Below are 19,015 nucleotides of genomic sequence, written 5' to 3'. Positions count from 1 at the left end.
ATGGAACTCTTTGATGTATACCCCCTCTACGATATAACCCCGGTGTCTGCCAAAGGCCTTACCCTGGTAGATGACCATGGGGTGGAGTACCTCGACCTGTACGGGGGGCACGCTGTGATCTCCATAGGACACGGGCACCCCCGGTATGTAAACAGGGTCAAGGAACAACTGGATAAAATTGGCTTTTACAGCAATGCGGTTCAAAATCCCTTACAGCAGCAACTGATGGATGCCTTGGGGGCCCTATCTGGATGCGACGATTACCGGTTATTCCTCTGTAATTCAGGTGCCGAAGCGAATGAAAATGCGCTGAAACTCGCATCCTTTCACACCGGGAAAAGCAGAGTGATCGCCTTTCACAACAGTTTTCACGGGCGTACCTCAGCGGCGGTTGCTACCACAGACAACCCGGGGATCAACGCGCCTATAAACAAACAGCAACAGGTTACCTTCCTAAATTTTAATGACCTTTCATCCCTTGAGAAAGAACTTCAAAAAGGGGATGTCTGTGCAGTGATCCTGGAGGCCATTCAGGGTGTGGGCGGACTCGATGAACCTTCGACTCCTTTTTATCGGGAACTTTCAAAACTGTGCCATGAGCACAATGTCGTCCTGATCGCAGACGAAGTACAATCAGGATTTGGGCGCAGCGGTAAATTCTTTGCATTCCAGCACCATGGCGTAGATCCGGATATCATCTCGATAGCCAAAGGGATGGGCAATGGCTTCCCTGTGGGTGGTATCCTGATCCACCCCAAATTCAAAGCCTCCCACGGCATGCTGGGCACCACCTTCGGCGGCAACCATCTGGCTTGTGCGGCCAGTCTTGCTGTACTCGAAGTACTGGAAGAAGAACAACTCATTCGGAACGCCTCTGAAATGGGAGAATATTTCACATCATGCGCCTCAGGAATCCCGGAGGTAAAGCGAGTGAAAGGAAAGGGGCTGATGCTGGGGCTCGAATTTGATTTTGAGGTCGCCCCGCTGAGGAAAAGACTGATTGTAAACCAGCATATCTTTACAGGCAGTGCCAAGGACAAACACGTTTTGAGGATCCTGCCTGCTCTAAATGTGAGCAGGGAACAAATAGATCAATTTTTTACAGCATTAAAAAAGGAGCTGGCATGAAACATTTCCTCCATGTAAATGACATTGACTCTTCAGCGTCCTGGCTGTCTCTGGCAGCAGAATGCAAGAAAGAACCTTTTAAATACGAGAAATTGGGGAAGGGCAAGGTACTGGGCCTTCTTTTTTTCAACAACAGCCTGCGCACCCGTCTCAGCACTCAAAAAGCCGCCTACCACCTTGGAATGCATTGCATGATCATGAATATTGGCAGTGAAGGCTGGGCACTGGAATTCGAAGATGGGACCATTATGGATCAGGGAAAAGCGGAGCATATCAAAGAAGCGGCTCAGGTCATTTCTCAGTATTGTGATGTCCTGGGAGTAAGGGCATTTGCCTCCCTGGAGGATAAGGAAAAAGACGAGGCAGAACAGGTGCTCAATGGTTTTAAAAAATACGCCGGCATCCCTGTCCTGAACATGGAGAGTGCCACAGGGCATCCGCTCCAGGCTCTGGCCGACCTGATCACCATAACGGAGCATCAACAGACCAAAAGACCCAAAGTCGTGCTTTCCTGGGCTCCTCACCCGAGGGCGTTGCCACAGGCTGTCGCCAACTCCTTCACGAGTATAATGAGGAATAATCCCCAATTCGATTTTTGCGTGACTCACCCCAGGGGGTATGAACTCAATCCGGAAATTATAGGAGACAGCCCGGTTTACCACGATCAGAATGAGGCGCTTAAGGACGCCGATTTTGTCTATGTAAAGAACTGGAGTGCCAGCAATCCATACGGGGCGGTCCTGAACAATGACCCGCACTGGATGATCACTCCTGAAAAATTAGGGAAGGCCTATTTTATGCATTGTTTGCCCGTGAGACGAAACGTGATCGTAGAGGACGCCGTACTAGACGGAAATAATTCTCTTGTAATAGAACAGGCCAACAACCGAACCTATGCCGCACAGGCAGCCTTGATAAAAATACTGGAATCTCTATGAAACCCTCATTATCTGTCATTAAGATCGGTGGTAATGTCATCGAAAACCAGACCGAGCTCAATCGCTTCCTGAAGCTTTTCGCTACTGTAGAGGGACCCAAGATCCTCGTCCATGGCGGGGGCAAAAAGGCAACCCGACTCGGTGAAAAACTCGGGATAAAGACCACCATGGTGAACGGCAGGCGCATCACAGATAAGGATAGTCTGGAGGTGGCGGTCATGGTCTATGCAGGGCTCATTAACAAGAGCATCGTGAGTCAGCTGCAGGCTCAGGATTGCAATGCCATTGGACTCAGTGGGGCCGATGCCGGGATCATACAGGCGGTAAAAAGACCATCAGCACCAATTGATTTTGGTTTTGTAGGGGACATCGTTTCTGTCCATACTAATGCCCTGCGCACCTTCCTCAGTTCGGGTCTCGTTCCTGTATTCTGTGCCCTTACCCACGATGAGAAAGGGCAGATGCTCAATACCAATGCAGATACTATTGCTTCCGAGCTGGCCATCGCCCTGAGCAGGGATTACAGCACCACCCTGTATTATTGTTTTGAAAAATCGGGCGTCCTTTCAGATGTCAGCAACGATCACTCAGTGATCCCGCATATCAACAAACAGACCTATTACAGCCTGATCAAGGAGCAAACCATAGGAGAAGGGATGCTCCCTAAACTTGAGAATTGTTTTCACGCCCTCGACCATTCGGTCCACAAGGTCTGCGTAGGCAATATCAACATGCTACAGACAAAACCATCGCCATTTACAACTTTGACGTTATGAAGCAAAACATCCCTTCTCTGACCACAGACGCTATTGGGCTACTAAAAGATCTGATCGCCACGCCTTCCTTCTCCTCGGAAGAAAACGATACGGCCGAGCTGCTCGAAAGATGGTTCATGAACAGGGGTATTCCCCATCAACGTACAGTGAACAACGTGTACGCCCTCAACAAGTACTTCGACAAAAGCAAGCCCACTCTTCTGCTGAATTCCCACCACGATACGGTAAGGCCCAATACGGCTTATACCAGGGATCCTTTCCTGCCGACTGTTGAAGATGGAAAATTATTTGGATTGGGGAGCAATGATGCCGGAGGGGCTCTGGTCTCCCTGATTGCTGCGTTCACGCATTTCTATGAGAGGGAAGGCCTGTCTCACAATCTCATCATAGTAGCATCAGCCGAAGAAGAAAGTTCAGGGCCCAATGGCTTGAATTCCATGCTTAAAATACTTCCCAAGATCGATGTGGCCATAGTGGGTGAACCCACTCTCATGCAACTGGCCATAGCCGAAAAAGGGCTTGTGGTCTTCGATGCCGAAGTAAAAGGTACTCCTTCGCATGCTGCCCATCCCAATGCTGACAATTCTATATACAATTGTATAGACGTGCTGAAATGGTTCAGGGAATTTCGTTTTGCCAAAGTGTCCGAAGTACTGGGGGAGGTAAAACTGACCGTCACCCAGATCAACGGAGGGAGCCAGCACAATGTGGTTCCCGCTGGAGTGAACCTCGTCATCGATGTACGGGTGAACGACAGGTACACCAATCGGGAGGTAGCCGATATCCTGCAGGAAAACGCTCCCTGTAATGTACAACCAAGATCTCTTCATCTGAATTCTTCATCCATTCCCAGGGAACACCCGCTGGTTCAAAGCGGGATAGCACTGGGAAGAGAAACCTATGGCTCTCCTACCCTTTCAGATCAGGCAGCCCTCAGTTGTCCCTCCCTTAAATTAGGTCCGGGAGACAGTAAACGGTCTCACAGCGCTGACGAATTTATTTGGATCTCCGAGATAGAAGAAGGGATCGCATTGTATATTGATATTCTGAATGGATTTTTACTCACAAAATCCGCATAACCCTCAAAAACCATCGAATTATGAAACTATGGGAAAAAGGTTTGAAAACGGATGAGAAAATAGATAGGTTTACAGTAGGCAATGATCGGGAACTGGATCTCCTACTGGCCAAATACGATGTCATGGCCTCCAAGGCTCACTGCAGTATGTTGGCATCCATCGGTTTGCTGAGCGAGGAAGAAAGCAAAGCCATTCTTGCTGAACTGGACGCCATTGCCCTTTCGATCGAAGAAGGAACCTTTACCATTGAGGAGGAATTTGAGGACATGCATTCCAAGATCGAATACCTGCTTATCCAAAAGCTGGGAGATACCGGGAAAAAGATACATACGGCCCGATCGAGGAATGACCAGGTACTGGTGGCCATTCAATTGTATATCAAAGAGGAACTGAAAACGGTGATGCAACAGGTCCACGACCTGTTCAACCTCTTACTGGACCTGGCGGATACCCATAAAAAGGTCTTACTTCCGGGCTACACCCATTTACAGGTGGCCATGCCCTCTTCCTTTGGGCTGTGGTTCTCTGCCTACGCGGAGAGCCTTGTCGATGACATGATCCTGCTAAGGGCTGCATCTGCCATAGCCGACCAAAATCCTCTGGGCAGTGCCGCCGGATACGGAAGTTCCTTTCCAATAGACCGGGCCATGACCACAAAAGAACTCGGCTTTGCTACCCTGAAGTACAACGTGGTTGCCGCCCAGATGGGGAGGGGTAAGGTGGAAGTTTCCACCGCAAGGGCCCTGGCTTCGGTAGGTGCCACTCTGGCCAAACTGTCAATGGACATTTGCCTGTACATGAACCAGAATTTCAATTTTATTTCCTTTCCGGACGACCTGACCACCGGGAGCAGCATCATGCCCCACAAAAAGAATCCCGATGTATTTGAACTGGTGCGCGCCAAATGCAATGTCATACAGGCTCTTCCCAACGAGTTGTCTATGCTGCTGACCAATCTGCCCAGCGGATACCACAGGGACCTCCAGCTGACCAAGAACAGCCTGGTACCCGCCATGCAGGAATTAAAAGCCTGTCTCGACATCCTGACTTTTAGTCTCAGAAAGATCGAAGTAAAGAAAGATATCCTCGAAGATCCCAAATACGACCTTCTTTTTACGGTAGACGCCCTAAATGAGCTAGTAAAGGATGGCATGCCATTCAGGGATGCTTACAAAGAAATAGCTTTTCAAGTGGAAAAGGGTGCCTTCCAGTCTTCGAAAGATGCGGTCCACACCCATATCGGAAGTATCGGCAATCTCTGCCTGGAGGAGATCCGCCAGAAGATGGAGCGATTTTCAAAGTGATATCGGTTCAGCTGTTTTTTTCTTTTATCTTTAATCCGATAACCAAGACCAAAAAGAAAACAGACCATGTTCAGCCTGGTATATAAGTCCGTTGCAAAACCGGATTTTACCCTGGACCAGATCCAGGAGATGCTCATAAAAGCACAGGAAAATAATCGCTCCCTGGGAATCACCGGTTGCCTGCTCTATCACCGGGGAGAGTTTATCCAATACCTGGAGGGAAATCAGTACAAGGTTCTGACATTATTCGACAAGATAAAAACCGATCCCCGACACAAAAACGTGGAACTTCTCAGCTACGAAGAGAGGGAAGAACGTGTCTTTTCTTCCTGGGATATGGCCTTTGAGAATTTCTACGGGGAAAACGCCCAGATCACGCACTTAAAACTAATGGTAGGAGAATATCTGGACGAGAATACCGCACAAAAGGACAAACATCCTGCGGGAGCTGTGTTCTGGAACACGGTGGGAAGCATACTGGAGGCCAGGCATTCCGATTAATCACCTATTGCAGCATCCCAAGGTTGATGACCTCCTGCTTGGAAAGATGCCTCCAGTGGCCGCGTGGCAGATCCTTCTTGGTGAGATTGGCAAAGACCACCCGGTCCAGTTTGATCACATCGTACCCCAGGTGTTCAAAAATCCTCCTGACTATGCGGTTTCTACCACTGTGGATCTCGATACCCACTTCTTTTTTCGGGGCATTTTGCAGGTAGCTCACCTCATCTACCTGAATCAGTCCATCCTCCAGCATGAGGCCTTCCTGTATGCGTTTGAAGTCAGCTGCCGTGAGGTTGCGGTTCAACTCCACATGGTAGATCTTCCTTACCCCATATCTCGGATGCGTGAGTTTCTTAGCCATATCGCCATCATTGGTAAACAGCAAGAGCCCGGTTGTGTTTCGGTCTAACCTGCCCACAGGGACCAACCTCGATTTGGAGGCATTTGAGATGAGTTCCATAACGGTCCTCCTCCCTTTTTCATCCCTGGTGGTGGTGATAAAATTTTTGGGTTTGTTGAGCAGGACGTATTCCTTTTTCTCCGGACTCAGGAGACGGCCGTCAAAACGCACCTCATCCGTGAGCTTTACCTTGTGTCCCATCTCGGTGATAGTCTTCCCGTTGACGGTGATGTTCCCTGCAGTGATATAGGTATCTGCCTCCCTTCGGGAACAGACACCTGAGTTAGCGATGTACTTGTTTAACCTGATCAGATTCGGATCCGGAGGCTGAACGTTTTCCCTTTTCTTCTTGATGGGGGCATTGCCCCTTGCATAGCTCTTGCGCCTGAAATTACCGTCTCCCCTGCCTGAGAATTTGCCTCCTCCACTATTATCAAACCTGCTCATGGTGTATTTTTTATCAAAAATAGCAAAATGCCGCCTGTCTCAAAGCGCGGGGATCACAGGATTCGGTTCAGGACCAGGTCCACATTGATAAGGAGAATACTGAACACCCCTGAAACTATGATGAATTTAAGGATGTTGTGAAGCCATACGTAATGTTTCTTGGAGCTCGATTTCCACATAAGAATCAGGAATGCGATCAGCAATCCCATGGCCAGGATAAAATAGAGGTACATATATCCTACATCAAAGGTCTCTATCAGCAGGAAGGCCGGCAACAGGGCCAGCAGGACGAGGAAGGTTATGATGATCTTGGAGTATCGGGTTCCAAAAAGCACTGGAATGGTCTTGTAATCCAGGGCGAGGTCTCCGGCAAGGTTCTCCATGTCCTTGATCATCTCCCGTGACAGGATAAGCAGGAAAAGGAAAAGGGCATGAACAAAGATGACCGCCTCAAAATTCCGGTAGTAGACAAATACAGCAAAGAAAGGTGTAATAGCCAGGGTGGCAGAAACGAGGTTTCCGATAAACGGGAGCCTTTTTAGTTTGTGGGAATACAGCCAGATACCAAATATGTAAGCCCCAAAGAAGAGGACCGCCCGAAAAGATACGTAACTGGCAAAAACCACCGATAGGAAGTTCAGTACAAAGTAGGTACTTAGCTTCGTGCGCTGACTCACCAGCCGGTCGAGCATGGTCTTACGCGGTTTGTTGATCAGGTCTTTCTCGGAGTCGTAAAAACTGTTGATGATATAACCGGCAGCGATCACCAGGGCAGATGCCAGGACGATCACAAAAAGGCTAAGGTCGAATACCACGCTGCGGAGTGGCAGATCGGGAGCCATAATGTAAATGGCAGCCAGGTATTGTGCAATGACAATGACCAGGACGTTATATCCCCTGACAATGGAAAACAGACTCAACAGCTTTAAAAGCAGGAGCCTGTTTTTTCTGCTTAGCATAAAGTGGGGTTTAGAAGTTGTAAACCACTTCCAGTTTGTGTCCCTTCAGGGTTTTTCTTGCCTTTTCAATATCCTCTGTAAATCCCAGGATATACCCGCCACCTCCTGAACCACAGAGTTTGAGATAATAGTCATTGGTATCGATCCCCTTCTTCCATAGCTCGTGGAACTGCTGGGGTATCATCGGCTTGAAATGATCGAGCACAACGTGAGATAATTGTTTCAGATTTCCAAAAAGGGATTTGATATTGCCCGAGAGAAAATCCTCCACACAGGCATCCGTGTGCCTGATGAACTGATCCTTGAGTACAGTCCTGAAGCCCTCGTTCTTCATCTTCTCCATAAAGATCTGAACCATAGGTGCTGTTTCCCCGGTCATCCCACTGTCTAAGAGAAAGACGGCACCTTTCCCGTTGATATTCTGTGAGGGGATGCTGGTAGACTCAATATTGTCCTGAGAGTTGATCAGGATAGGCAGGCTCAAGTAACTGTTCAGGGGGTCGAGCCCTGAAGATTTCCCGTGAAAAAAGGATTCCATTTTCCCGAAGATAGCCTTGAGATGAAGTAATTTATCCCTGGTGAGGTTTTCCAGTACGGTGATCTTATCCTTGGCGTATTTGTCGTAAATGGCTGCGACCAGGGCGCCGCTGCTACCTATCCCATATCCCTGGGGAATAGAGCTGTCAAAATACATCCCCTCTTCGAGATCTTTTTTCAGTTTCTCGATCTCAAATTGAACCAAGGAAGGGTCTTCCTTTTGTATCTGTTCCAGATGATCAGCAAATTTTCTGAGGCTTTCGTTAGATCTTTTGGCAACATCGGAAAGGGGATGCTCTGTTTTCAGGGCCCCTTTGAAGAAGTTGTAAGGAATAGAAAGGCCTTTTGAGTCCTTTATGATACCGTATTCCCCGAATAAAAGGATTTTGGAATAAAAAAGTGGTCCCTTCATAATACACTGCGTTTCCGCCAGTTAAAGGTAGTCCTAATTTGCTGATATCAAACAGCGGACTCTAATTTTTTTGCTCCCTGCCCTGACTGGTCGCAAATATACTGCCCCTTTTGGCAATACGCAACAAGCTCATTCTTAATAAATTGCAAAACTTTATCCTCCCTGTTTGCCGGATAGAGGAGGTGAACATTCGCTCCCGCGTCAAGGGTGAAGCATAGGGATTCTTCTGTTTCCTTGCGGAATTCCCATATTTTCTCGATGATCGCGAGGGTATTGGGTTTCATAAGGAGGTAATAGGGTATACTGGTCATCATCATGGCGTGAAGACTCAATGCCTCGCTCTCAACGATCCTTGCAAACCCTTCCAGATCACCATTCTCAAGGACATCCAGGAGGAGACTAAGGTTGGAATGGGCTTGTGAAAAACGCTGTTTGGCATAGTGGTGGTCCTTCATAAGGGAGTGCCCTGCGGTGCTACTTACCGTTTTCTGCCCTTTGTGCACCAGAAGGATTGTGTCCCGGTAATCCCTGAAAACTTCATGGACAGAGCCCCGGTAGACGGTCCCGAACAGGTCGGATCCGGCGGAAATCTTTTCATGCTGCCCCCAGCTAACAAGAGGCCCTTCAACACTCCTGCACGCACTGCCGGAACCCAGTCGTGCTAAGAAGGAGGCCTTTCTGAGAAAAACATCGTCCGTCATGGAAGGATACAGTAGGCGTTCCATCTCGAGAACGCAAAGGGAGAGGGCTGCCATACTGCTGGCCGAAGAAGCTATTCCGCTGCTGTGCGGGAAACTGTTCTCCGTGTTAATCTCCAGGTGGAAATCCTTCAACCAGGGTGAATAGGGAATAATACGTTCAAAGAAAGACCTGACCTTAGGATTAAAGTCGGCCTTTACTTTACCCTCGAAGAGCAGGTCGAAGGTCGGGAAACTTGCCGTGCCGGATTGCTTTCTAAAATGGGTGGTAGTAGTGGTATGGGAAGCGGAAAGAGTAAAGCTAAGAGAAGGGTTGGCCGGGATCTGCCCTTCGTATTTCCCCCAGTATTTCACAAGGGCTATATTGCTGGGCGCCCTCCATGATGCGCTCCCCCGGTCTGTCATTACCTCGATTTCAGCAGGGATAAAATCCTTTTCATGCATGGACTCCAATGTTTCTTGCAAAGATAGTCCTTAGGGCGTATCGGCCTGAGGCCAATTAAAATAAATTCCTATTTTAGGACACTCTGTTGAGAATTCTATGAAGAAAAAAGCGACCTATATCAGTTTTGCCGTGATCGTCTGCCTTCTCATTGGTTTTCTTTCGGGATTCGCCACCCAGAGTTCTGTTGATACCTGGTACGCAGGCCTCAACAAACCGGGCTTCAACCCCCCGAATTGGATCTTTGCTCCGGTGTGGACCTTCCTCTACATCACCATGGGTATTGCTGCCGGCCTGGTGTGGGCTAAGGGATTCTACCATATTTGGGTAAAAACTGCCCTGTATTACTTTGGATTTCAGCTGCTCTTCAACGCCATGTGGAGTATAGTGTTTTTTGGGCTTAGGGAACCCTTCTGGGCTCTATTGGTCATCCTCATCCTGATCATCCTTATCCTGGCCACCATCAAATGGTTCAAGATCGTCAGCAAGCCGGCGGCTTATCTGCTCCTCCCATACCTCCTCTGGGTATGTTTTGCTATGGTCCTCAATTTTAATATCTGGATCCTCAACTAAATTCTCAGACTTCCTTCTCAAAGCCTTCTCGTCTTCCATGTCCTCAACACCCTATCGTGGAAAAAGAAATAATTCCATTACATTTAGACACCAATATGTAAGGGAACCTCTTCAAACGCAGGACCATGGAAAAATACATCTTGGCCTTAGACCAGGGTACCACCAGTTGCAGGGCATTGATCTTCGACAAAAACGGAAGTATAGTCTCTTCAGCCCAGAAAGAATTCAAGCAGTACTTTCCTAAATCAGGATGGGTAGAACACGATGCCCTGGAGATCTGGGAGACCCAGGCCGAGATGATGAAAGAGGCTGTCGCTTCCAAAAAGATCTCGCCTGAGGACATCGCCGGGATAGGGATCACCAATCAACGGGAAACCGTCGTGATATGGGATAGGAATACAGGCAAGCCCATATACAACGCTATAGTATGGCAAGACAAGAGGACGGCCCGGTATTGTGATCAGCTCAAAAAAGACGGTCTCTCGCCTTTGATCAGGGAGAAGACCGGACTCGTCATTGACGCCTATTTTTCGGGGACCAAGGCAAAATGGATCCTCGACAATGTCGATGGAGCGAGAGAAAAAGCTGAATCGGGAGACCTCCTTTTGGGGACCATAGATTCATGGTTGATCTGGAAACTGACCGAAGGTGCCCTTCACATAACCGACGTGACCAATGCCTCCCGCACCCTCTTCTTCAACATAAATAATCTTGAGTGGGATGATGAGTTGCTGGCCCTTCTGAATATCCCGAAATCAATGCTTCCCGAAGTAAAAGCTTCCAGTGAGGTATATGGGAAGTCGACTTCCAGTTGGCTGGGAAAGGAGATCCCGATCGCAGGGATCGCAGGTGACCAGCAGGCTGCCTTATTCGGGCAGATGTGTACGCAACCCGGAATGGTTAAAAACACCTATGGAACCGGTTGTTTCATGTTGATGAACATAGGAGAAAGACCCATCATTTCAAAAAATAATCTGCTCACTTCGGTGGGATGGCAGATCGATGGCAAGACTCATTACATCCTGGAAGGGAGTATTTTTATAGCCGGGGCAGTAGTCCAATGGCTTCGTGACAGCCTTCGCATTATTGAATCCTCCGGGGAAGTGGAACAGTTGGCTTGCACCGTTGACACTTCGGACGGGGTGTATTTTGTTCCCGCCTTTGCCGGACTGGGAGCGCCTCACTGGAATCAGCACGCCAAGGGGAGTATTTTCGGGCTAACCAGGGGCAGCACCTATGCCCATATCGCCCGAGCAGCCATCGAGTCGATCGCCTACCAAACCATGGATGTGCTCAAGGCTATGGAGGCCGATGCCGGCATTGATATCAGGGAATTACGCGTAGATGGTGGGGCGACGGTCAACAATCTCCTGATGCAATTCCAAGCCGATGTTCTGGATACAGTAGTTGTCAGGCCCAAGATCGTGGAAACCACCGTTATGGGGGCTGCTTTCCTCGCCGGACTTGCGGTCGGTTATTGGTCCGGCCTCGATGAGATCCGGGGGATCTGGGAAACAGAAAGACGGTTCGACCCGGTTCAGGACAGAACTGTTGTAGAAGAAGGGATCAAAGGTTGGTACCGGGCCATCGGGGCCACTGAATATTGGAGCAAAGAAAACGAAACACAGATATGACACCATTTGTTGCAGAATTAATAGGAACGGCCCTTCTGATCACCCTTGGATGTGGAGTGGTCGCCAATGTGATCCTCAAGGGAACAAAGGGTGAGGGGAGCGGCTGGCTCGTCATAACCACAGCATGGGCGTTTGCTGTCTTTGTCGGCGTTGTGGTCGCCGGACCGTACAGCGGGGCCCATATCAACCCGGCGGTAACTATCGGCCTGGCCGTATCCGGCTTATTTGAGTGGACAGACGTTCCCTCTTACCTGCTTGCTCAATTGCTCGGAGCCATGATCGGGGCCGCACTGATCTGGATTATGTACAAAGACCATTTTGACATCACCGAGGACAAGGGCATAAAACTGGGTGTATTCTCCACCATCCCGGCCCTGCGCAATTACCCGTCTAACTTTTTCAGTGAGGTCCTCGGAACTTTTGTCCTTGTTTTTACCGTGCTTTTCTTCACGGATGCGTCCTTGCTCGCCACCGAAGAGGTGATCGGATTGGGCTCTCTGGGTGCCTTGCCGGTATCCTTGCTGGTTTGGGGTATTGGCCTCAGCCTGGGGGGCACCACGGGTTATGCAATCAACCCGGCGCGTGATCTGGGGCCCAGGATCGTCCATGCAATCCTTCCGATAAAGGATAAGGGCAGCTCAGACTGGGCATATTCCTGGGTGCCTGTATTGGGTCCAGTTCTGGGAGGGATCATAGCCGCAGCACTTTACCTCCTACTCTAGTAGGCTCTCAATTTTCTGAGCCTGTGATCGCCCTGGCAGCCAGATAGGCACCTGTCCAGGCATTCTGGAAATTGTACCCTCCCGTTATAGCATCTATATTCAGGATCTCTCCGGCAAAATACAGACGTTCATGGAGTTTACTTTCAAAGGTTTTAAAGTTGATCTCCCTGAGATCTAATCCTCCTGCGGTTACGAATTCTTCTTTAAACGGACTCTTCCCCTCTACCAGGAATTCTGTAGAGGTCAGCTGTGCTGCGAGCTGCTGTAATTGTTTTTTTTGTACTTCAGCCCATTTCTGATCAGGGGTGATCCCCGCTGCCAGCACCAGCTTTCTCCAAAGGCGTTTCGGAATCTCCAAAGGACAGGTCCGGAAGACCGTTCTCCTGGCTTCCACCTCCTTTACCTCGACCAGAAAGGCATACATTCCCTCCTGGTGATAATCGGGTGTCCAGTTCACCCTGATCCGGAAGCGATAATTGTATTCGTTGAGGATGCGGGCACCCCATGCTGAAAGTTTCAGGATGGCAGGGCCGCTCATCCCCCAATGTGTGATCAGCAAGGGGCCTTCGGATGTCAGACCTGCAGATCGCTTCGATGAAGTTCTGATCGCTCCGGACAATTTTTTGCCGGGCAGTTCCCTGGAAACCAATTCAACCCTCGCATTTGTACTTACCCCCTGTATACCTTCGATCCTTGTATCTGTTATATGAAAAGTGAAGAGGGAAGGAACGGGGTCAATGATCCGGTGTCCCAGTACCTTTAGTAGATTCCACATCTTCTGACTGCTCCCGGTGGCAAGCAGGAGATGATTGCAGTGGAAGGAATCCGACTTGGTTTTTACCTCCCAAATCTTACCGTGAACTGGACTCTCCACTGGGATGATCTCAACTACCAAAGCGTTTTTGATCAAGTGAATGCCCAGGGTATTGACACTGTCCATAAAACAATCGATGATGGATTGGGAAGAGTCGCTCTCAGGGAACATCCTACCATCCTCCTCAACCTTCAGAGGCACCCCTCTTGCTTCAAAAAATGCCACGGTATCACTTGGCTGAAAGACGTGGAAAGGTCCTCGCAATTCCTTTTCCCCCCTGGGATAGGCTTTTACGAGTTCAGCCGGATTGAATTCGGCATGGGTGACATTACAGCGCCCTCCTCCGGAGATCCTGACCTTGGAAAGTACCTTATTGCCCTGTTCGAGGATGGCTACCTTTAAATCAGGTCTTTGCTCGGCGACGTGGATAGCCCCGAAAAAACCGGCAGCACCGCCTCCGACGACAATGAGATCATACATCAGTGAGCCCTTTCCGGAAAATTGGTAAAGACTCCGTCTACTCCAAACTGCCGCATCAGATCAATGTCTGCTTTGTTATTGACCGTCCATGTATAGACTTTAAACCCTGCTTCCTGGAGTGAATTGACGTTTTCTGCTGTGAGATTCTTAAAATAGGGATTGATGGCCACGGCTCCCAGCTCACGGGCTACCGGAAGGGCCTCTTCAGGGTCTCCTTCTGTGAGTACGGCAATAGCGATATCAGGGTTGATCGCCCTGAATTTTCTGAGCTCTTCCCAGTTAAAACTGGATATCAGGAAGTCCTCCGGTTTCCATCCCCTGGCTTTTATGTAATAGGCAATGATGTGGTTCACCCGTTCAGCTGTGTTGGCACCTTTGAGTTCTATGTTCAACGCAACTCGGTGATCTATGAGCTTAAGGACATCCTGCAGGATGGGTATTTGGTGGTTCCCGTTCAGGACCACCTTTTTTAGGTCGAAGTAATTCCAGTCCTCAATAGGTCCGCCCGCATTGCTGAGCCTTTCAAGTCTTTCGTCATGAAACACCACGATCTCCCCGCTTTTTACCCGGAACACATCGATCTCAATCATATCCACACCCAGGTCGAGTGCCTTCTGAATTGATGCCAGGGTGTTCTCCGTTTCGTGCCCCATGGCGCCCCTATGACCAATGACTATCATGTTTTGTTCTGTATTTGTACACGCCGATAGAATACAAAGGACTATCAGTATTAATATTCTTTTCATTTCTATTCCCTTTCTTTTACCCAAAAATACAATTTGCAGGCAAAAATGTTTTGATGAGAATTAATTATTGTAGTCCGTATTATTTTAAGGTATTAGTTGAGTTTTAATCGTTTTTTATCATAATTATTTTCATTTATCGTATTTATTATTTGATATCTTTGGGATTACAACAACCCATTAACAAACAAAACTATGTTTACAAAACAAAATCTTCTGGCCACCGTAGTAGCTGCCGTGGCCATGTTCGTGCTGGGCTTCCTGATATGGGGCGTGGCAACAGTGGATTTTTTTGAGGGTCACACCCTAACCGATGCGATGAAGGAAGAACCGGATTTCCCGATTCTGGTCCTCTCTAACCTCATTGCCGCCTTCGCCCTGAGCACCATTTACGACAAATGGGCCAGAGGCTATCACAGTTTTGGGGGCGGATTTCAGTTCGGGATCTGGATCGGTGTCTTTGTAGGCCTAGGAATGGGGCTGCTTTGGTATGCCACCTCAGAATTCATGGATTTGACAGGCCATCTTGTTGAAGCCGTTCTCGACATCGTCTACTACGGGATCATAGGAGCCGTGATCGGCATTATGTACAAGTCGACACAACCTAAAGAAGGACATGCGTAATTCAGTCTAGAGGACAACTCAATCCCTCAGTTCAAGAATATAGGATTGCAAAGGGGCAAGGCCGATCTTAAAAAGGCCCTGTCCCTTTTCTATTTTCAGTTCTACCTCTGTGTTCTCATAGAGGCGGTCTGAAAGTTGATAGGTATTTCCTTCTTTCAGTTCCCATGCATTAACCACTGATGGCGGGATCTTCATCTCGAGATCATAAGAACGCTCCGCGTCAAAATTGACCAGGACCAGCCACCGCTGACCATCTTTCCAGCGTACAAAGGAATGTACTCTGTAGTCGTACCCTGGCGTGTGATCCCTGTTGAAATAATGGATATCCTCGTAAGCTCCCATCAGGGCCTCACTGCTGATGGTCAGGTTGAGGAGGCGTTTGTAAAAATCCCGCAACTCCTTTTCTTCCCCCGATAATTGACCTCCGTCAAAGGCCTTTTCATTCACCCATCGCTGATGGTGGGGCACCCCTATATAATCGAAGATCGATGTCCTGGATGGACTTCCGAATCCTGCATTTTCGGCTCCGGGCTCGCCCACTTCCTGCCCAAAATAGACCATAGTGGGGGAAGTACTGAGCGTAGCGGAAACCACCATGGCCGGCATTCCCCTCCTGGCATCCCCGGCAAATTCCGGGCTGGCGATCCGCTGCTCATCATGGTTTTCCAGGAAATGCAGCATATGGTGCTCTATATCCATAAGGCCCTTTTGCACCACCGGGATATGGTCCGTCCAGCCGTGACCCTGCATGATATGCTTCAGGCTGTCGTACAACTCCACCTTGTCATAGAGGTAATCCATTTTACCCTTGAAAATGTAATCACGGTAAAGGGAAGGGTTGTACACCTCGGCCAGTAACAGCGCTTCCCTGTTTTTCTCCTTGATATGGGAATTGAGGTAACTCCAGAATTCCACTGGGACCATCTCGGCCATATCAAATCGAAAACCATCCACCCCGAGATCCAACCAGTACAGGGCGATGTGCCTGAATTTGATCCACGAATCGGGAACCGTTTTGTCTTTCCAGAATTCGAAGTGTTGTTCATGTGTTTTGGAACCTGCATCTTCGGGCAATCTTTCGAAATCATAGGTGCCATCCGGCCTGACCCCATAATTGATCTTTACGGTCTCATACCAGTCATTGAAATCCGGTTGGGCCAGGCGGGATCCATTCCCCGTCCATTTGGCCGGATTCTCATCAAAGAAATGGTCAACCAGTGGATGCGGGTCTCCTCCCAGGGGCTGATATCCATCCCTCCATTCGGGTACCTGAAAAGGTGTCCCGGGGATGTAGTAAAAATTGTTGTCCCTGGCATATTCCACAGTAGTATCATCCGAGGCACCGAAAGGCTCCTTCCCCTCAGGAGTGGAAGAACCTTCGTAATGCCGTGCCACGTGATTGGGCACAATATCGATGATCACCTTCATCCCTGCTTTATGGGTTCGGTCGATCAACTGCCTGAACTCCTCCAGCCTGTTTGCAGGATCCACAGCCAGATCGGGGTTCACGTTGTAATAATCCTTGACCGCGTAGGGCGAACCAGCCCTTCCCTTGATCACATCCGGGTCGTCATTTGTGATCCCATAGGCGGTATAGTCTGTGACAAGGGCATGGTGAGGAACCCCGGTGTACCATATATGGGTGATCCCCAGGTCCCTGATCTCCTTTAAGGCAGCGGGAGTAAAGTCGGCAAATTTCCCGACACCATTTTCCTGAAGGGTCCCCCAGGGTTTGTTGTTCGTCTCAGTATTCCCGAACAACCTGGTGAATACCTGATAGATCACGATCTTTCCTTGTCTCTTCATTTGGTTTCTATCATTACTTTTTGTGTCCTTTTCATGCCCTCCCATGCAACTCAACAGCAGCAAGATGACAATGATAATTAAGGACCCACACTTTTTCATCAATCTCTAATTAGTTAACAGCAGAACCCCTTTTTCTTCCAGGACTAATTCCCTTCCAAGCTCAAAATTCCTGTCTTTGAAGACGTCTGTGAACTGCTTCCCGCTGATGTTCATTTCAGCGAATCTCCCCAGGGGCAGGGTGATAGGCTTGTCATTCTTGTTGAGAATCAGCATGACCATCTTGTCTTCCAAATACCGAAACAACACGTACACCCCGTTTTCCGGGCTAAAGTGTTTGGTCCCGCCGTGGTGGATAGCCTTCTGTCCTTTCCTGAAATGCGCCAGCTTCCTGACGAATTCCTGCATATGCTTTTTTTTGAGATCCAGCCCTTTCCCCGTAAAGGCATTTATCCGGTCATTCTGCCAGCCTCCGGGAAAGTCCGTTCTGATCAGGCCGTGGTCACCGGGTTTGTCAGAATTCTCCATCAGGATCTCCGTGCCGTAGTACACCTGTGGAATTCGCGGCGCTACCATGATAAAGGCCAGGGCCATTCTGGTCAGAACCTCATCCTCTTTGAGCTGCGTAAAAAGGCGGTCCATATCGTGGTTATCGCCGAAGAGCATCATGTCCTCAGGGGAGGCGTAATGGAAATCATTGGCCAGTCCTTCGTACAATTTAATAAGGCCGGTATTCCAGTCCTCTTCTTCCTTAAGGGCATCGACCAGTGTTTGTTGCAGTGGGAAATCCATGGTACACCGCAGGTGTGATTCATAACCATCACGGTTTTGGGCACCCCTCTGCCAGTAGCCTACCACCAGGGGATTATAACTCCACTCCTCTCCCACAATAGAAAATGAAGGGTATTCTGTCATGATCCTCTCGGCCCATCTCGCCATAAAGTGTTTTTCCGGGTAGGGATAGGTATCCTGCCTGATCCCTCCAAGGCCAAGGGTTTCTATCCACCACAGGCTGTTCTGTATCAGGTATTTCGCCAGGAATGGATTATCCTGGTTCAGATCGGGCATGGAGGGCACGAACCAGCCATTGTCCATGAGTTCCCTGTCGTGGTCTGAAGCGTACATATCCTGGTTCACCGTGCGCCTGTGGTTGGTCACCGTAATATCTTTTCCCTCTTCAAAACCTTCCTGATAATGGATCCAATCCGTAAAAGGCAGATCTTTCATCCACCAGTGGGCCAAGCCGCAGTGGTTGTTCACCTGGTCCATGATCACCTTGATCCCCATTGCCCTGGCCTTGCTGACCAGCTCTTTATATTCGTCCAAAGTGCCAAACCTGGGGTCTACTCTGTAGTAGTCCGTTATGGCATAACCGTGGTATGATTCCCTCGGCATGTCGTTGATCAAAAGTGGACTGGGCCAAATGGCCGTAAAACCGAGGTCGGCAATATAATCCAGGTGGTCTATCATCCCCCGGATATCACCCCCATGACGGGCGTAATCGTCCTTACGGTTGATCTTCTTCTCCTGCAGGGAAGGGTCGATATCATTAGAAGTATCCCCATTGGCGAAGCGATCGGGCGTGATTAGATAGATAGCATCCTCACTTGAGAATCCGACGTATTCCTCCGGTTTGAATATTCTTTCTTTGATGGGATATGAAAAAGTGATATCTGGTTTTCCGGCTTTTGAGAAAACCAGGTGAATCTCACCGGGAGATGCATCTCGGGAAATCGACAGGTCGAGAAAGATATAATTGGGGCTGTCTGCACCGTGGCTCGCCTCAAGCGTGATCCCATCTCCCCTTACGGCTGCGGAATAGGCTCCTATCCCTTCACCTTTAACCATCAACTGCAGGGAGTTATCCTTAAACCCCACCCACCAGTTTGGAGGTTCAACACGTTCTATCTGGGCATGTGCCACATTAATAGTCATCAGGAAGATGGATAATGAAATAAAAAGACACAGGGGCAGAGGCCAATAACCCTTGCGCCAAGCAGA

Annotated in this window: 18 protein-coding genes; 10 read left to right on the top strand and 8 right to left on the bottom strand. The window is 49.0% G+C overall.

The window, feature by feature from the left end:
- The 6 genes from IEV19_RS10010 to IEV19_RS09985 all read left to right on the top strand — a co-directional run bounded on the left by IEV19_RS10010 (position 1) and on the right by IEV19_RS09985 (position 5,726).
- The gene (locus IEV19_RS10010) at positions 1-1,128 is read left to right on the top strand and encodes an aspartate aminotransferase family protein (protein WP_188370510.1); all 1,128 of its coding nucleotides are present in this window, start codon (positions 1-3) and stop codon (positions 1,126-1,128) included.
- Positions 1,125-2,066 carry an N-acetylornithine carbamoyltransferase gene (locus IEV19_RS10005; RefSeq protein WP_188370509.1) on the top strand — a complete coding sequence of 314 codons (942 nt, stop codon included), beginning with the start codon at positions 1,125-1,127 and terminating at the stop codon, positions 2,064-2,066. Before IEV19_RS10010 ends, IEV19_RS10005 begins: the two co-directional genes overlap by 4 nt.
- Entirely contained in the window at positions 2,063-2,842 is a 780-nt protein-coding gene (gene argB, locus IEV19_RS10000; protein WP_188370508.1) for an acetylglutamate kinase, read from the top strand. Before IEV19_RS10005 ends, argB begins: the two co-directional genes overlap by 4 nt.
- On the top strand, positions 2,839-3,921 hold the full coding sequence (locus IEV19_RS09995; RefSeq protein ID WP_188370507.1) for a M20 family metallo-hydrolase: 1,083 nt from the start codon (positions 2,839-2,841) through the stop codon (positions 3,919-3,921). Before argB ends, IEV19_RS09995 begins: the two co-directional genes overlap by 4 nt.
- Positions 3,922-3,941: 20 nt before the next feature.
- A complete protein-coding gene (argH, locus tag IEV19_RS09990; RefSeq protein WP_188370506.1) occupies positions 3,942-5,225 on the top strand; it encodes an argininosuccinate lyase in 1,284 nt (427 codons plus the stop codon).
- Between the two features lie 66 nt (positions 5,226-5,291).
- On the top strand, positions 5,292-5,726 hold the full coding sequence (locus tag IEV19_RS09985) for a BLUF domain-containing protein (protein WP_188370505.1): 435 nt from the start codon (positions 5,292-5,294) through the stop codon (positions 5,724-5,726).
- A gap of 4 nt (positions 5,727-5,730) precedes the next feature.
- On the opposite strand, the gene IEV19_RS09980 is transcribed toward IEV19_RS09985, so the two are convergent.
- Genes IEV19_RS09980 through IEV19_RS09965 form a run of 4 tightly spaced genes read right to left on the bottom strand, consistent with a single transcriptional unit; the run spans position 5,731 to position 9,623 of the window.
- Entirely contained in the window at positions 5,731-6,573 is an 843-nt protein-coding gene (locus tag IEV19_RS09980; RefSeq protein WP_188370504.1) for a pseudouridine synthase, read from the bottom strand.
- Between the two features lie 53 nt (positions 6,574-6,626).
- Positions 6,627-7,532, bottom strand: a complete 906-nt coding sequence (locus IEV19_RS09975) for a geranylgeranylglycerol-phosphate geranylgeranyltransferase (protein ID WP_188370503.1) — start codon at positions 7,530-7,532, stop codon at positions 6,627-6,629.
- Between the two features lie 10 nt (positions 7,533-7,542).
- Entirely contained in the window at positions 7,543-8,481 is a 939-nt protein-coding gene (locus IEV19_RS09970; protein ID WP_188370502.1) for a mevalonate kinase family protein, read from the bottom strand.
- 47 nt (positions 8,482-8,528) lie between these two features.
- Positions 8,529-9,623 carry a diphosphomevalonate decarboxylase gene (locus IEV19_RS09965; RefSeq protein ID WP_188370501.1) on the bottom strand — a complete coding sequence of 365 codons (1,095 nt, stop codon included), beginning with the start codon at positions 9,621-9,623 and terminating at the stop codon, positions 8,529-8,531.
- 97 nt (positions 9,624-9,720) lie between these two features.
- On the opposite strand from IEV19_RS09965, the gene IEV19_RS09960 reads away from it, so the two are divergent.
- The 3 genes from IEV19_RS09960 to IEV19_RS09950 all read left to right on the top strand — a co-directional run bounded on the left by IEV19_RS09960 (position 9,721) and on the right by IEV19_RS09950 (position 12,550).
- Complete coding sequence (locus IEV19_RS09960; RefSeq protein WP_188370500.1) at positions 9,721-10,194, top strand: TspO/MBR family protein; 474 nt, start codon at positions 9,721-9,723, stop codon at positions 10,192-10,194.
- A gap of 125 nt (positions 10,195-10,319) precedes the next feature.
- A complete protein-coding gene (glpK, locus tag IEV19_RS09955; protein ID WP_188370499.1) occupies positions 10,320-11,828 on the top strand; it encodes a glycerol kinase GlpK in 1,509 nt (502 codons plus the stop codon).
- Positions 11,825-12,550: an MIP/aquaporin family protein gene (locus IEV19_RS09950; RefSeq protein ID WP_188370498.1), complete on the top strand. Its 726-nt coding sequence runs from the start codon at positions 11,825-11,827 to the stop codon at positions 12,548-12,550. The genes glpK and IEV19_RS09950 overlap by 4 nt, the downstream gene beginning before the upstream one ends.
- A gap of 7 nt (positions 12,551-12,557) precedes the next feature.
- Here the strand turns inward: IEV19_RS09950 and IEV19_RS09945 are convergent, their stop codons facing one another.
- Both IEV19_RS09945 and IEV19_RS09940 read right to left on the bottom strand, forming a co-directional pair.
- The gene (locus IEV19_RS09945; RefSeq protein ID WP_188370497.1) at positions 12,558-13,844 is read right to left on the bottom strand and encodes a BaiN/RdsA family NAD(P)/FAD-dependent oxidoreductase; all 1,287 of its coding nucleotides are present in this window, start codon (positions 13,842-13,844) and stop codon (positions 12,558-12,560) included.
- Positions 13,844-14,524, bottom strand: a complete 681-nt coding sequence (locus IEV19_RS09940; RefSeq protein ID WP_229732535.1) for a glycerophosphodiester phosphodiesterase — start codon at positions 14,522-14,524, stop codon at positions 13,844-13,846. The genes IEV19_RS09945 and IEV19_RS09940 overlap by 1 nt, the downstream gene beginning before the upstream one ends.
- A 258-nt stretch (positions 14,525-14,782) precedes the next feature.
- On the opposite strand from IEV19_RS09940, the gene IEV19_RS09935 reads away from it, so the two are divergent.
- Positions 14,783-15,211 carry a DUF4199 domain-containing protein gene (locus tag IEV19_RS09935; RefSeq protein ID WP_188370495.1) on the top strand — a complete coding sequence of 143 codons (429 nt, stop codon included), beginning with the start codon at positions 14,783-14,785 and terminating at the stop codon, positions 15,209-15,211.
- An 18-nt stretch (positions 15,212-15,229) separates the two neighbouring features.
- Here the strand turns inward: IEV19_RS09935 and IEV19_RS09930 are convergent, their stop codons facing one another.
- Both IEV19_RS09930 and IEV19_RS09925 read right to left on the bottom strand, forming a co-directional pair.
- The gene (locus IEV19_RS09930; protein ID WP_188370494.1) at positions 15,230-17,116 is read right to left on the bottom strand and encodes an alpha-amylase family protein; all 1,887 of its coding nucleotides are present in this window, start codon (positions 17,114-17,116) and stop codon (positions 15,230-15,232) included.
- 6 nt (positions 17,117-17,122) lie between these two features.
- Positions 17,123-18,949, bottom strand: coding sequence for a glycoside hydrolase family 13 protein (locus tag IEV19_RS09925; RefSeq protein WP_229732534.1), 1,827 nt, complete (start codon positions 18,947-18,949; stop codon positions 17,123-17,125).
- Between the last annotated feature and the right edge of the window lie 66 nt (positions 18,950-19,015).

The sequence above is a fragment of the Muriicola marianensis genome (genome assembly GCF_014638095.1).
Lineage (GTDB): Bacteria > Bacteroidota > Bacteroidia > Flavobacteriales > Flavobacteriaceae > Muriicola > Muriicola marianensis.
This window is presented reverse-complemented; position numbering and strand designations above follow the sequence as displayed.